Source organism: Limihaloglobus sulfuriphilus, assembly GCF_001999965.1.
Taxonomy (GTDB): Bacteria; Planctomycetota; Phycisphaerae; order Sedimentisphaerales; family Sedimentisphaeraceae; genus Limihaloglobus; species Limihaloglobus sulfuriphilus.
The window spans coordinates 547,047-561,440 of sequence record NZ_CP019646.1; the positions used below are offsets into that span (position 1 = coordinate 547,047).

Consider the following 14,394-nt stretch of genomic DNA (forward strand, 5'->3'; position numbering starts at 1 on the left):
TTTCTGATTTTCACTAATAGTGATTTTAATGGTGAGTTGTGATTTTTCAACATTATTTGCAATTTATGGCGGCAAATGTAAATTGATGAGGCTGATATATACTTAAAAAACTTTTCTTAGTGCCGGGTTTATAAGCATCACGTTTGAAATTTATTTTTCAGAATTGTTTCTCTCAACAAAAATAATTTTGTAAACCTTTACTGCAAATGTGTTTAGATTTTTTTCTTTGATGTCGGCGATTCTGTTCTTATAATATAGGAAATTTCAAGAGTTGTTTTAAAAAATGAAAAGTATTTTCGCTCATTCTGGACACGGGGAATGTTAAGCATCTTTGCAGTTTTCTCTTCTTTGTATTTCATCAGTTGAGATAGATGTCCGGATTTTAACTTTTACAGCATGATTTTCCGTCTTTGGGTGAATGAAAATTTAAACAATGTTTAATTTAAAGGAGGTTCAGAAATGGACAAATTGTACAAAATTTTAATTTCAGCCGGTCTTGTGCTGTTCGTTTCAGCAGGAGTCTATGCAGGACCCTATTTTTCGGCAAGCAGCTACCAGGAATGGCAGATGCTTCTTGATCCGATGCCTGACGCGAATTTCATCAGGCCCTCTGACCCGGTCATGTGGCAGGAATTCGAGATTCAACGAGCTGAATTCATGGTCGAGGGTGAGCCCATACCCAAGGCTGAGTTTCTGGATCCGGATCTGTTTGTGTTTGAGGGTGACCCTTTAAATCCCGAATATCCGGATGAACCGGGGCTTATAATGGCATGGGGCGAACAGGATATGCCCGAAGGCGATTACAGTTCAGGCTATCACGTTGTTTACGGAGTTGACCCTGACCTTAGCAGCAGTATTATCAGTCTTGCTGTACATCCCCCCGCAGCGATAACAATGGTTGCTTTCGGCCTGACCGACGCGGCTGGTAATCAGTGCAGCTGGACATGGTATGTTCCGGCAAATATCCCATCAACACCTCCGGGATCGCCAACCACCATTACTATTAATACTAACGATATACCAGGGATGGGTATCAATTCCTCATCACCGGCCTGTACGACCTTCTCCTGCCATCCCAGCTTCGATATAACCCAGGTCGTATCACTGTTTATCAACGAGACTTTCCATAATACTCCCGGTGTTTTTCCGCCTCCGCCTCCTGGACAGACGACTAAATTCTATTGGAACGCATGGGATTCTGTGTCGGTACAGCCATACACGCCGCCCCAATCGGCTTATAAAGGCTACCACGTCAAATACAGCCAGAAGCCGTATGAGATGGAGCCCGGAATGATCTACGGCTGGGATCAGGCATCGCAGTTCTACTATGACCCTGAGGGGCAGGCACTGGTTTTCATGGCGGCAGATGACTGGGTCTGCTCTGACCCCAGGCCGGTAACGGATTTCCACTGGTGGGGCTCGTTCAAAGGCTGGACAGAAGATGTACCACCGACAATAGTTCCGGATTACTTCCTGATTGGAATCTGGCGGGATGTACCTTCCAATCCGGACATGCCCTTTAGCCATCCAAGAGAGCTGTTATGGGTTCATCACTGCGACAAGTGGGTATGGAACTACGCCGGCATAGACATTGACCCAAAATGCGAATACGAGCCTGATTTAATTGATCCGGATTACTTTGCTAAAATTGGCCAGTATTTCCTTGAGTTCCCGCCGTGCGAGATCGATGAAACTTGTTTCCAATTTAATCAGCTTCTGAGCGAAGACGAGTACTTTAAACAGGAAGAAGGCGAAAACATCTACTGGCTTAGTATCGCCGCTGTTTATAAGGATATCCCTGACCCGCGTCAGATACCGCATCCGTGGGGCTGGAAAACCAAACCTTACGACCCGGACAAGGCACCTGATGTCGCGGTTATCATCAATGATATCGACAAATGGCCGCCGCAGCCGGGCATTACTAATGTAACGGGTTTTAAACCGATCCTTCTCCCAAGCGAAAAAGAGCTTCGGCCAGAGCCATTCGATCTATGCTTTGAGCTGACGACAAACCAGAAAGAGCCGGGAACCTGTTACGATATCGAAGGAGATATCAACCACGATTGTATTGTCGATGTTGCAGATTTCAGGGTTCTTGCCGGGGACTGGCTGACGACAAGTACACCGTAACCAGATACTCAACAGGAGTTTAATGAAAGCCGGGCACGTATAAGTGCCCGGTTATTCAAAATTTGTGAGATTACTTTTGTTTAGAAGGTTTCTCTCATTTTTTCGCAGTAGTATTTTACGTTGTCCCACTCTGCGTCTGGTGCAAGACGGTGGTCAGGGCAGGGGATATAGCCGCCGAGTTCAACAAGCGGTCTGAGCCGTTCGATTTCGGCGTCGATAGCCGCGCGGTCTCTGGCGAATACAGTTTTGTTCATGCCGCCCACGCCGCGGAGTTCTTTGCCGTACTGCTGCCGCCATGGAGCTATACTGGCGTTCCAGGTGCCTACTTCTATGGGGAACATAGTGTTTACGCCGTTTTCCAGCCAGATTGGCACCAAAGCGTCAATCATGCCGTCGCAGTCGAGCGAGACTATGTTTATGCCGTGGTCATTGAGCATCGAGGTTGTTTTCTTGTAATACGGGCCGACCTTTTCTTCAAAGAATGACGGCGTAACTAGCGGGCCATTTTTGAAGCATATGTCCTCCCAGTAGTGGCCGAAATCGAATTTACATCCTTTCTTCAGCGTGTATTCGACACATTTATACGCCAGATTCGCGACGGTTTCTATAATCTCATCGAGCAGCTCCGGATCGTCCATCATCATATAACTGGCACCGACAACTCCCAGCCAGTTGCGTATGGTGCCGAACATGCTGCCGCAATGTATGCCCGAGAGCGTGTCTGGGTTTTGCAGGTATTCAAGGCCGCCCTGGTCAAACCGTTTGTATTGCTTTCCAGTGTTGACCAGCGATTTTTCGATGCGGTCGGGGCTGAATTGTAGTTTTGGCAGGTAGTACTGCTCCCAGCTGCGGCGGTCTTTGAGGGTGTGGTCTATTTCAGCGGGTATTGAGCCGGCACCTTCTTTGTGCAGAACAACCGTTCCGTCACCCTGAAGCAGCTCTTCCGAGCCGTCGGGGTGAACCTTGAGCACCTTGCTTTCAAAAAGCGGTATCAGACCGACATTAGGGGAGTACGCCGCCCCCCAGTTCAGGTCGAAGCCGAGAATTTCGGCAAGCTCGGTATCCTCCGGTGAGCCGTCCGCCCAGTTTCTGGCGATCTCCTTTGAAATATGTCCCTGGCCGGCCCATTTATCCAGCGTGTCATACCAGTAACCGAAATGGACAACCGGAACGCGGTCTGCTTGCTCATAATTCAAGATAGCCATTACTCTCTGACGGTCGTTCATCATAAACTCCATGTAAAATAATAATATTTTTAAGATTAAATGCCTGGTCAAAAACCTTGTTAAGTTTTATGTTTTAAGATTGTAAGGGCATTTTTCATTATTACAATGTATGTGAATAAAAAATAAATGTATATAAATAAGGTTTCTGCGTGGATACAGGAAGTTTTACAATATCATCGTTCGTTCATTTCGCCAACTGGATAGATGTGGCGGGTTCCTGCCAATGGGGCCCGCGGCTGCTGCAGGACTACGAACTTATCTGTATTATTGAGGGGCAATTCACGTTTTCAGATGCAGGGCACAGCTATTCACTGGCACCTAATGATATCCTTTGCATTCCTCCGGGCTTAGAACATGTTTTTCGCTCTGAGACTGCCGGCGTAATAAGCTGTGTGCATTTTGATCCTCCGACAGAAACCAAATTAAAGGAATCTGCCCATCGGACAAAGTTGAGCGTAACACCGGAGTTTGTTACAAAACCTGACAGACCCGATTTTTACGTTAACATCTTCAAGGAAATTGCTTCTGACTTTTCCAGCCACGGCCCCTCAAACTATCGCAACTGCTGTTTGCTATTCAGCAGTCTGTGGGCCAAACTTGCCGGCTACTGGGGAAAATCCGAAGGCGATCCTGTTTCTGCCAAGGTGCGTGCAATGACCGACTACATCAAACGGAATCTGCTTCGCGGCGTTGACAGGAATAGCCTGGCGGAAAATTTCGGGTACACGCCGGAGTATGTTAACTATCTTTTTAAAAAGGAATTATCGCTTACACCCAGCCGATTCATAATGCGTGAAAAGATTTTTATCGCATTCAATATGATCCAGAACGAGGCCGGCACTCTTGCCGAGATAGCCGAACATCTTGGTTTCTATGACCAATACCACTTCTCAAAACAGTTTAAGAACATTTTCAAACGCCCGCCGAGCAGCTTTAAGCCGCAGAAACCGGATTGAAATATTTGATAAATATTTTTTTGAAAGAAACTTATGATAAGAATCAGGGATATTATCCTGCCTTTTGACCACCAGCCAGATCATTTACAAAAGCTCATTCTCCAGCGTCTTGGAATCAGCCGTGACCAGCTCAATGGTTTTACGGTGGTTTCAAGAGCTATAGATGCCAGACGAAAACACAGAATCACAGCCGTCTATGCCGTTGACGCGGATGTTGTGAACGAAAGCGAAGTTTTGAGCCGGTTTGCCGGAGATAATCATATAAAGCCTTCTCCGAATTCGAGATATATCATTTCTCCCTCATCGAAATACTCAGGTGTTCGTCCCGTAGTTGTCGGCAGCGGCCCCAGCGGTATGTTTGCCGCGTTGATTCTCGCTCAGCAGGGCTGGAGACCTGTGCTGATAGAAAGGGGTAAAAGGGTCGGCGCCCGGATACGGGATGTCCGCAGATTCTGGCGCGGCGGTGAGCTCGATCCTGAATCAAACGTTCAGTTCGGCGAGGGAGGCGCCGGCACTTTTTCGGACGGCAAACTTACCACCCAGATAAAAGACCGGCAAAACCGCTCAAGAAAAGTACTTGAGGAGTTTGTAAACGCCGGCGCTGGGCCGGAAATACTTTATCAGGCTAAGCCGCACATAGGAACGGAGAATCTGGTTAAAATTGTCAGAAATATCCGTAAAACTATAATATCTCTCGGCGGCGATGTTATGTTCGAGAAAAAACTTACAGGCATAGAGGTAAAAGACGGCCGCGTATCTTCAGCAATAATCAACGGTTCGGAAAAGATCGATACCGGCATTATTGTCTTGGCTCCTGGGCATAGTGCCAGGGATACATTTGAAATGCTTGCGGCTTTAGGTATCCCCATCGAAGCCAAACCGTTTTCGATCGGGGTTCGTATAGAGCACCCGCAGTCTCTCATAGATTCTTCTCAATACGGTGTTTACGCATCTTCTCCCGGGCTTGGCAGGGCAGAGTACAAACTCGTTGCACACTGCGGCAACGGACGAAGTGCATACTCATTCTGCATGTGTCCCGGCGGCGAGGTGATCTCTTCCTGTTCTGAGCCGGGCTGCCTGGTAACCAACGGGATGAGCTATTTTTTGCGAAACCGCCACAATGCCAACAGTGCATTGCTTGTTGGTGTTGCGCCGGCGGATTTTGCCGGTTCGGGACCGCTTGCAGGTGTTGAGTTTCAGAGAAAATGGGAGCGGAGAGCCTTCGAGCTGGGAGGTTCAAACTACTTTGCCCCGGTACAGCTGGTTGGTGATTTTCTCGGCAAAAGGGCTTCTGTATCAATGGGTTCCGTGCTGCCAAGCTACACTCCCGGCGTAACACCTTGCAGCCTTGATGATTGCCTTCCTGATTTTGTCACCCGGACGCTCAGAATGGCTTTGCCTCTGATGGATCAAAAACTTAAAGGTTTTGCGATGCCAGAGGCAGTGATGACAGCCCTCGAATCACGGAGTTCGTCACCTATACGCATCGTAAGAAACGACTTACTGCAAAGTCCCGCACTTGCCGGCTTATATCCTGCCGGAGAAGGGGCGGGCTATGCCGGGGGCATAATGTCAGCCGCGATAGACGGCATAAAAATAGCTGAAGCTGTGATTAACGCGGTCTAAAGAAAGTCTTTGGCAGCCAGACCTGTTTTTGTTGCTTTTAAGGGTGATTTAAAGGCAATGCCGGCGAAGGGACTTGAGCCCCCAACCTCTGGTTTTGAATCTTTACCACACCCCCGGGCCCTTTTTGTTTTTACTATAATACTTAGCCCCCTGCCGGGATAAAGTGTTTTTCTGTATGCACATACATAGCAGCAAACGTGAGAAGAGTTCAGGGGTAACCTGAAAATTTCTTGACATGACAACTAATAATGGTACTATATTCTTGTGTCAAGTGTTGAAACAGTTTTAAAAAAGATGCGTAGTAATCCTGCTAACGTCCGCTTTTCTGAGTTGTGTAAGGTTTGTGAGCGATATTTTGGCAATCCACGACAATCGGGAAGCAGCCACAGGGTTTATAAAATGCCGTGGCAGGGCGATCCGCGTGTAAATATCCAAAACGACAAGGGCAAGGCAAAGGCGTATCAGGTAAGACAGGTATTAAAAGCAATTGAAAGGTTAAACGATGAAAGCCGATAAATATACATACAAAGTCACATGGGTACAGGAAGACGGTGAGTACGCGGGGCTGTGTGTAGAGTTTCCAAGCCTCAGTTGGCTGGCAAAGACACCGGAAGCGGCACTGCGTGGTGTCCGTAAGGTTGTGAGCGGGGCTGTTGCAGATATGCGGGCTAACGGTGAAGACATACCAGAACCATTGGCAACCCACAAGTTTAGCGGTAAGTTTCAGGTGCGTATCCCGCCTGATGTTCATCGCAACTTAGTCATAGAAGCCGCAGAGGAACATATCAGCTTAAACCGTCTTGTTAGTGCGAAATTAACAAAGCAGGGTTAATAACAATCGCCGCCCTCAGTCGAGAGTGTAAAGGGTCTGTTCATTTAACTGTGTAAAAGGTCTTTTATCCCTGATATGAACGCGTCAAATAACAGCCAAAAAATGACCGGTACAGATGATAAAATTACCGCTGAAAAAACTTGCACCCCAGCTTGCACCTTTTCCAGAAAATCAGGGGATTTTTACGCCATATCACGGCATAATACAAGAGGCAAAACAGGCGTTTCAATGCAAAGCCAAAACCCGCTTAATGCACTAAAAAACCCCGTTTTCGATAGTGAAAACGAGGCTTCAGGTGTAATGCCGGCGAAGAGACTTGAACTCCCAACCCCTGGTTTACAAAACCAGTGCTCTACCAATTGAGCTACACCGGCTGACTAAGAATCAGAGCGGCAATTATATTTTTAGAGAATACTTTATCAAGTGAAAAAATATTTTTTTGGAGTCTTGGGCTACTTTTCTAACGGCTTGATCCGGAACTTTTTCTCAAAAACATCTTCAAAGTCGAACACATCAACAAAGTCCTGTATGGTGTCGCCAGGCTGAGAGCTCATAAGTTTATTGTCTATCATTAGATAGACAATCTCGCCAAAGTCAAGCGTTTCTTCTACTCCCCAGCGTTTTAGCACAATACGGGTCATGTATCCCCAGCGGTCCAATGCAAGTTCAGCTATCGAACTTGAGAGCTCTTTACCGGAAATATGACGGTCAGCCGGATATTTTACATTTTTTCTGAGTTTTGTTACGGCATGTTCAAGGCCGTCGCAAACTAAAAAGAATGCATCAGGGTGATACCTGCTGTCAGTTTTTGCCAGCTTTCTTATTTCTGTTCTTTTGTCTTTGCCGTTCATTTTTGCTTGCTTTTTAATGGACTCTTTGCCCCGGCACAGCTCCCTTATCGGGGCTTAGCATGAAGACATTCTCTCCGCCCGGCCCGGATGCAAGTATCATACCCTCTGAAACGCCAAATCGCATTTTCCGCGGCTTGAGGTTCGCCACACAGACTACAAGCCTGCCAACGATATCTTCCGGCTTGTACGCCTTTGATATGCCGGCGAAAACGTTTTTCTCTATTCCGCCTATATCAAGGGTTATCTGGAGCAGTTTGTCCGCTCCCTCAACGTGTTTGGCGTCTGCGATTCGCGCAACACGCAAATCAACCTTCATGAATTCATCAATTGTGCACTCATCGGCAATAGGTTCATCAAGGGTTATTTCTTTTTCGGGTAAATTTTCAGACTTTGATTCTTCTGTCATAGCTTCAATGTTTTCCATGTCAATTCTCTTTGTAAGGTGTTTAAAATCATTGATTTCGTGATCGGAGAGTATGTTTTCAAGATTGCTGAAACTGAGAGGTTCGATATTGAGAAACTCTTCAACTTTCGCAGCGAAACCCGGTATTACCGGTTTTAGATAGCCGGCAATTATCCTGACGGCATTAAGTACTGTGCTGAGCGTCCTGCGGGTTGTTTCCGTATCGGTCTTGACCGTAACCCAGGGCTGAAGGTCGTCAATGTATTTGTTTACATCATCTGCGAGCCTGTTAATCAGCCTGACCGCGGCACTAAATCGGCGGTTTTCGTATTCCAGGGCTATCTGGTCTTTCATATTTAGAAGGGCGGCTATCAGCTCGCTGCCGCGTTCGTCAGACTTGCCGATAATTCCGCCGAGTTTCTTTTTCAGCATTGGAGCACTTCGGCTTGCCAGGTTGGCTAATTTTCCAACCAGCTCTGAATTTACACGGTTGGCGAAATCCTGATAATTCAAATCAATATCGTCAAGACCGTCAGAGAGCTTCGCCGCGTAATAATAGCGAAGATGTTCGGGGTTGAGATGCTTGAGGTAAGTTGACGCCTTTATGAAGGTGCCCTTGCTTTTGCTCATTTTCTGGCCGTTTACTGTTAAGAATCCGTGCACACAGAGTTTTTGGGGAAGTTTAAACCCAGAACTCATCAGCATTGCCGGCCAGAACAATCCATGAAAAGTGATAATATCTTTGCCGATAAAATGGTATATTTCTGAATTATTCCATTCTTCTCTAAAATTTTTGCACCGGCCGTCAAAAAAGTTTTTTATAGAGGCCAGATATCCAATTGGGGCATCCATCCAGACATAAAAGTACTTATTGTCTTCGCCGGGGATCTTGAACCCAAAATAGGGCCCGTCCCGGGAGATGTCCCAGTTGCGGAGGCCCTCCGCCATCCACTCCTGCAGTTTCGAGGCGACCGGCTTGCTGGCATATTCGTTAAGATGCTTTTGCAGTCTGTCCTGGTATTTATTCAGTGTGCAGAAGTAATGGAGGCTTTTCTTTCTTGTCGGAGTCTCTCCGCAGACCGAGCAATGAGGATCTTTAAGTTCGGTGCTTGAATACGCAGCGCCGCAGTTGTCGCATGAATCGCCATACTGATTATCAGCTCCGCATTTTGGACAGACCCCGCGTATAAACCTGTCAGGAAGAAACATACTGCATTTTTCACAGTATGCCTGCTCAATAGTTTTAGTGGCTATTGCGCCGTCCTCTTTCATGTGATTATAGATTTCGACGCTTAACTCGTGGTTCTCCTGCGAGTGGGTGGTGTAGTAATTGTCAAACTCAATCTCAAATGCCGCAAAGTCCTTTTTATGTTCGTCCTGAACCTTTGCGATCATATCTTCAGGGGTTATGCCCTGTTTGGCAGCACTGATCATAACAGGAGTTCCGTGCGTATCATCTGCACAGAAATAAAAGCATTCATTTCCCATCATTTTCTGGAACCGCACCCAGATGTCAGTTTGAATGTATTCTACCATATGACCAATGTGTATAGGGCCGTTAGCATATGGCAAAGCTGATGTTACGAGTATTTTGCGTGTCATTTTTCTGCCTCTGGCTGTTCTTGCTGTTTTTTATCTATGGTCGTTTTGTCTTCGTTTTGCTTTTCCTGGTCACTTCGCGGCGGTTCTGGCTGCTCATCTGACCTTTCGTTTGGAACATCCTTGTTCTCGTTGCCGTTAGAGGCTCTCTTGCCCTTTCCTGAAGCCGAGCCTTTTGGTTCGGGGCTGTTGTTTTCAGAACGGTTGTTGCTGTTTCTGTCTTTTTGCCGATAATTTTTCTGATCATCTCTGTCTGATTTCGGCAGTACTTCAATGTCTTCAACATTGAAAGCATTGACAGTGCCGTCTTCATGTCTGACCACAACAAGCTGAGTAATTATCTGAACGTCTGTTACCTGTCCTATCCCCAACGGAGTTTGTACGCGGGATGAACGATTTGGCAGCCGTCTCTTGAGTTGGGTGTATGTTTCGTCTTCGTACCTTAGACAGCACCGCAAGCGGCCGCAGTGACCTGAAATTTTTGACGGATCAAGAGTGGCCTTCTGCACCTTTGCCATTCGCATATTTACCGGCTTGAGGATTTTGAGAAACTGTCTGCAGCAGCAGGGCTGTCCGCAAGTCTCAATGTCGCTTATAAGCCTTGCTTCGTCGCGGGCGCCGATCTGTCTCATTTCAATGCGTGTCTGGAATTCCCTTGCAAGCTGTTTTACAAGCTCTCGAAAATCAACGCGGCCGTCACTGAGGAAGTAGAAAATGACCCGCTCACCGCCGAAAATATGTTCACAGTCAACCACTTTCATTTGGAGGCCAAGTTCCCTGGCAAACTCCTGGCAGCGTTTCATTTCGTTTTTTGCGTTGTTATTTATGTGTTTTTCTTCAGAAAGATCCTGTTCGTTAGCTATCCGAACAAATTTACCGCCGCGTCCTAAAGGATATTCTCCCTGCTGGGTTTCATAATAATCTTCAAGACTGCCGCAATTTAGACAGAAATTGCCTTTTTTGCTGTTGCAGGCGCCAATGAGAGTGCCCAGTTCCAGACCCCGTTCAGTTTTTATAACTACGCGGGTCGGCCTTGCAGGCAGCTCGGTAAGGTTATGTTCAAACAGACCGATGTAGCCTATGTTTCCGTATCTGACCAACATTCGGTTCTGTTTTGATTTATCGTTCTTTGCCATTTTTTTACCTTGATTATATTGAAAGACAAGAGGCAAAAGCCGCTAACCTGCGCAGGGTTAGCTTCTTATGCCTCCCGAGTATATTTTACATTCTAAATTCCTGATTTTCAGCGGATTATATCAGAACTTACATAAGTTAGCAATAGTTCCTCGAAATTTAGTTTTTCATTCACTGAACGGTCAACCCATCTCAGGTTTTCGTTGCATTTTTCCACGAATCTTGCTGCCGCTACAGGGTTTATGGTTTCTGTGTAACTGTTCAGCAGGTCTGACTGATCTGTATTGACAATGAAATCAACGCCTGATGAAAGTCTTAGCAGGTCTGAAAAAGCGGAGATGATTATGTTTATCATCATTCTTTGAGCTCTGCGGGAGAGATCCGACTTGCTTGTCTCGCTGTAAAGCTGAGCCAGCAAAGCGGATACGTTTTTTACCTGCTGAGAGATCCAGTCTGCAAACTCGAGGGTTTCGGGCAGTTTAAGCTCAAAAACCATTTTAATCAGATTCTGTTTCATTTTAAAGCAGTCGAACTCCTGGTTTTTGAGTTTTGCCGCTTCTAACGATTCGCCGAGACTGCCCTGTGTAAAGCCGGCCCAGTAAAGAGCTTCTTGTTCCCGGCATCCCTGATCAACCAATCGGGATACTATCAGCCGGCGGTCAACCATACCGAACCGCACCTGTTGACAGCGTGAGTGTATTGTAGGCAGCAGTCTGTCGGGCTTGGAACACAGAAGTATTATTGTGCAGAAGGTCGGCGGCTCCTCGAGAGTTTTCAGGAGTGCGTTCTGACTGAAAGCATTCATCTTTTCCGATTCACTCACGACAAAAACTGTATGTTCAGACTTAACAGGCTTCATGTTTACTTTGTCGATAAGATATTCCTGTACAACATCTTTTGGCATATCAACCGGTGAAGTTCTTGAGCTGTAGCTCTTTGATGAAAACTTCACTAACTCCTTGTAAATATGATTGAAGTCTGGATGGCCATTGCCCTCAAACAGCAGGCATGAATCACATTTTCCGCATGAATCAAGAAATGGCCGGCTGTTTACTTCTGTTCGAAGGGGGTTGCGGCATAAAATAGTTTTTGCTAATTCTCTTGCCGTTAGATACTTACCTATGCCTTCCGGTCCAGAAAAAATGTACGCCTGCGCCAAACGGTTGCTTGCGAGCGAGCGTTGCAGCCGCGAAATTGCTTTGTCTTGACATTTTATGTCTATTAAACTCATAGGAATATGCTATTATAAATCAAAGTTATACGTGAGATTTCTGTAATTTATCAAGTGAGCCGGTCAAAATCTCTATTTCTGAGTCTTTATAAATCACAGAATAACAATTAAACCGGCTAAAAATAATATACAATATTAAACCAAAGATGCCAGATAATCCCAGCTTTTTATTGTTGAAATTACGCGGGGTTCTGGGTTTCTATTTGTGTGCCCAAAGTAAAGCTATATGCCGATGCTTTATATAATTTGAATATCGTTACCTTCAAAGCAACGGGCAAGGGATGCGACGGGCTTTGAGAGCAGCATTCAGTTTGTAATGTAACTTGTTGTAAAGCAAGATATTTATTTACTGAAACATTTTTCGATGTGCTCTTTGTCCGAGGGTTTGGTAATTAATGTCAGAACTATGAAAACCAACAGGGACAGCGGCAGAGCGACAAAGCATGGATCGACGTTCGGCCAGTTGTGGTGTCCCTCAAGGATTGAGGTTTTTCCGTCCGTAACTATCTGGACCAGACCGATGGCAACAGCTTCCTTTGATTTTACCAGCAGCAGCCAGAATATGGTAACCGCAACACCCGTTAACATTGAGCCTATCGCCGCAATTTTTGTTACACCCTTGAAGTAAAGCCCGCCAATCAATGCAGGCAGGAAAGATGAAAGGCAGACACCAAAAAATATGGCTGTAGCACGGGCAACAATGTAGCCTCCCCGGGTAATAAGACTAAGCCATATAGCGATTAACATGCCAACCAGGATACTTATTCGGGTTACATTAACTGCGGAAGCCTTCTTGTTAGTCAGCATCACAAACACATCGTGCCCGAAACTGCTGCCAAGAGTGTGGAACTGGCTCGATAAAGTGCTCATTCCCGCAGCAAGAAGCGTCAAAAGCAGTAGAGTGCCAAACCATTTTGGCAGTGCCGAGCCGATAAATTCAGGAATTATACTGTCTGTGTTAAGCATCCATTTATCTTGACCAAAAGAGGTTACAGACCTCATAAAAGCTGTCGCCCGAGGTTTGACCTCTATCATGCCGTTTTCCAGATAAGAAATCTCAGCTTTTGGCAGAATTGGCCGTGTATCGCCTACAACTTGACCATCTTTAACTATTTCAATACCGTTGGCTATTATGTGAACGTCCGGGGCAAGGTCCCCGTTAGTGTCTATATGCAAAAGCCTGCACGGGATAGTCTTTTCTTCAAGCCTGGTCTTTTTCGCGATTACGGCTGTTTGTTCATCAGCGATGAGTTTTCCCGTAATAACCTCTTTATTATAGAAGTATGCGTTAGATAGGCTTGCCACAACAAAAGCGGTTCCGGTCATCAGCAGGATAAAGATAGAGCCGATCATGACACCCCTGTTAAGCTCCTGCTGTCCTTTAACTGTCATAAAACGGACGCTGAGCTGAGGCTGAGCCAATACTCCAAAGCCTACGCCGCATACAATACTTGAGATGAGAATCCACCACAGATCGTATTTAGGATCGCCCCAGCCGAATTCGGGCATTCTTGTCCAGCCTCTGTGGCCTATGGCTTTGAATCCAACAAATACCTGGTCACTCATTGCCGTCACCTCTTCGTGGGCCGCGGTAATGCCGCCAAACATTTTATAGCTCATGAAAAGCAACGCAACCATAGAGATCAGCATTATCGTTCCCTGAAGAGCGTCTGTGTACATAACTCCCTTTAATCCTCCGCTTATTACATACGCGGCAACGATTGAACCAAAAAGAAACAGAGCAACGTTGTAATTGATTTGGAAATGGGATGTTATGAATTCACACCCGCCTATGAGAACCGCGGCCGAATAGAGAGGAATAAAAATAGTTATGATCAGTCCGGCCAGTATCTGAATTGATTTACTCTGGTATCTCTTGCCAAGCAGCTCTGCAAAAGTATGTGCACCGAGATGGTGCCCCATACGCCGCGTACGTCCGCCAATGAAAACGAAACTTATAAAGATGCCTACAAAAATGTTCAGCACAGTCAGCCACAGTGTTCCCATACCGAACATGCCGGCAACACCTCCAAAGCCCACAATGGCACTAGTTGAGATGAATGTTGCTCCGTAACTCATAGCCATTACAAATGGGTGGGCATTGCGGCCGGCTACAAGATAGTCTGCCGTGTTTTTAGTTTTTTTGTACCCTAACCATCCAAGGCCAAGAATAGCAAGAAGATAAATAAAAACAAGAATCAATTCAAAACCAGAAGTCGCGGCTAATACAGACCCCATACTACCTACCTTTACAGTTAAATAATACTCATGTTTTATGTACCTACGTTGCTTTGTATAGTAACTTTTTCTAAGTGTAATTCAAGCAAAAAACATAAAGTTGGTATAATTATTTTTATGAGGCAAATTTTCAAGGTCTTGCGTATTATAATATTCTCGATTCACAAC

At 45.9% G+C, this 14,394-nt stretch carries 11 protein-coding genes and 1 tRNA gene; 5 read left to right on the top strand and 7 right to left on the bottom strand.

Going from position 1 to position 14,394, the window contains the following annotated elements:
- Positions 1-459: 459 nt before the first annotated feature.
- The gene (locus tag SMSP2_RS02055) at positions 460-2,130 is read left to right on the top strand and encodes a DUF7901 domain-containing protein (RefSeq protein WP_146682369.1); all 1,671 of its coding nucleotides are present in this window, start codon (positions 460-462) and stop codon (positions 2,128-2,130) included.
- An 80-nt stretch (positions 2,131-2,210) separates the two neighbouring features.
- On the opposite strand, the gene SMSP2_RS02060 is transcribed toward SMSP2_RS02055, so the two are convergent.
- Positions 2,211-3,359, bottom strand: a complete 1,149-nt coding sequence (locus SMSP2_RS02060; protein WP_222566386.1) for a uroporphyrinogen decarboxylase family protein — start codon at positions 3,357-3,359, stop codon at positions 2,211-2,213.
- A 146-nt stretch (positions 3,360-3,505) separates the two neighbouring features.
- Here SMSP2_RS02060 and SMSP2_RS02065 point away from each other — a divergent pair, with 146 nt between their 5' ends.
- The 4 genes from SMSP2_RS02065 (at position 3,506) to SMSP2_RS02080 (ending at position 6,770) form a co-directional block, all read left to right on the top strand.
- Positions 3,506-4,312, top strand: coding sequence for a helix-turn-helix domain-containing protein (locus SMSP2_RS02065; protein WP_146682370.1), 807 nt, complete (start codon positions 3,506-3,508; stop codon positions 4,310-4,312).
- 33 nt (positions 4,313-4,345) lie between these two features.
- Entirely contained in the window at positions 4,346-5,938 is a 1,593-nt protein-coding gene (locus tag SMSP2_RS02070) for an NAD(P)/FAD-dependent oxidoreductase (RefSeq protein WP_146682371.1), read from the top strand.
- A gap of 294 nt (positions 5,939-6,232) precedes the next feature.
- The gene (locus SMSP2_RS15235; protein WP_418287775.1) at positions 6,233-6,454 is read left to right on the top strand and encodes a toxin HicA; all 222 of its coding nucleotides are present in this window, start codon (positions 6,233-6,235) and stop codon (positions 6,452-6,454) included.
- The gene (locus SMSP2_RS02080; protein WP_146682373.1) at positions 6,441-6,770 is read left to right on the top strand and encodes a type II toxin-antitoxin system HicB family antitoxin; all 330 of its coding nucleotides are present in this window, start codon (positions 6,441-6,443) and stop codon (positions 6,768-6,770) included. Before SMSP2_RS15235 ends, SMSP2_RS02080 begins: the two co-directional genes overlap by 14 nt.
- Before the next feature lie 301 nt (positions 6,771-7,071).
- Here SMSP2_RS02080 and SMSP2_RS02085 read toward each other — a convergent pair.
- The 6 genes from SMSP2_RS02085 to SMSP2_RS02110 all read right to left on the bottom strand — a co-directional run bounded on the left by SMSP2_RS02085 (position 7,072) and on the right by SMSP2_RS02110 (position 14,226).
- Positions 7,072-7,144 (bottom strand) — tRNA-Thr (locus SMSP2_RS02085).
- 78 nt (positions 7,145-7,222) lie between these two features.
- Complete coding sequence (locus SMSP2_RS02090; protein WP_146682374.1) at positions 7,223-7,621, bottom strand: Minf_1886 family protein; 399 nt, start codon at positions 7,619-7,621, stop codon at positions 7,223-7,225.
- 13 nt (positions 7,622-7,634) lie between these two features.
- Positions 7,635-9,626, bottom strand: a complete 1,992-nt coding sequence (gene metG / locus SMSP2_RS02095; RefSeq protein WP_146682375.1) for a methionine--tRNA ligase — start codon at positions 9,624-9,626, stop codon at positions 7,635-7,637.
- Positions 9,623-10,759 carry a PSP1 domain-containing protein gene (locus tag SMSP2_RS02100; protein ID WP_146682376.1) on the bottom strand — a complete coding sequence of 379 codons (1,137 nt, stop codon included), beginning with the start codon at positions 10,757-10,759 and terminating at the stop codon, positions 9,623-9,625. The genes metG and SMSP2_RS02100 overlap by 4 nt, the downstream gene beginning before the upstream one ends.
- A 107-nt stretch (positions 10,760-10,866) precedes the next feature.
- Positions 10,867-11,988: a DNA polymerase III subunit gene (locus SMSP2_RS02105; RefSeq protein WP_146682377.1), complete on the bottom strand. Its 1,122-nt coding sequence runs from the start codon at positions 11,986-11,988 to the stop codon at positions 10,867-10,869.
- Between the two features lie 342 nt (positions 11,989-12,330).
- A complete protein-coding gene (locus tag SMSP2_RS02110; RefSeq protein ID WP_146682378.1) occupies positions 12,331-14,226 on the bottom strand; it encodes a sodium:solute symporter family protein in 1,896 nt (631 codons plus the stop codon).
- Positions 14,227-14,394: the final 168 nt, after the last annotated feature.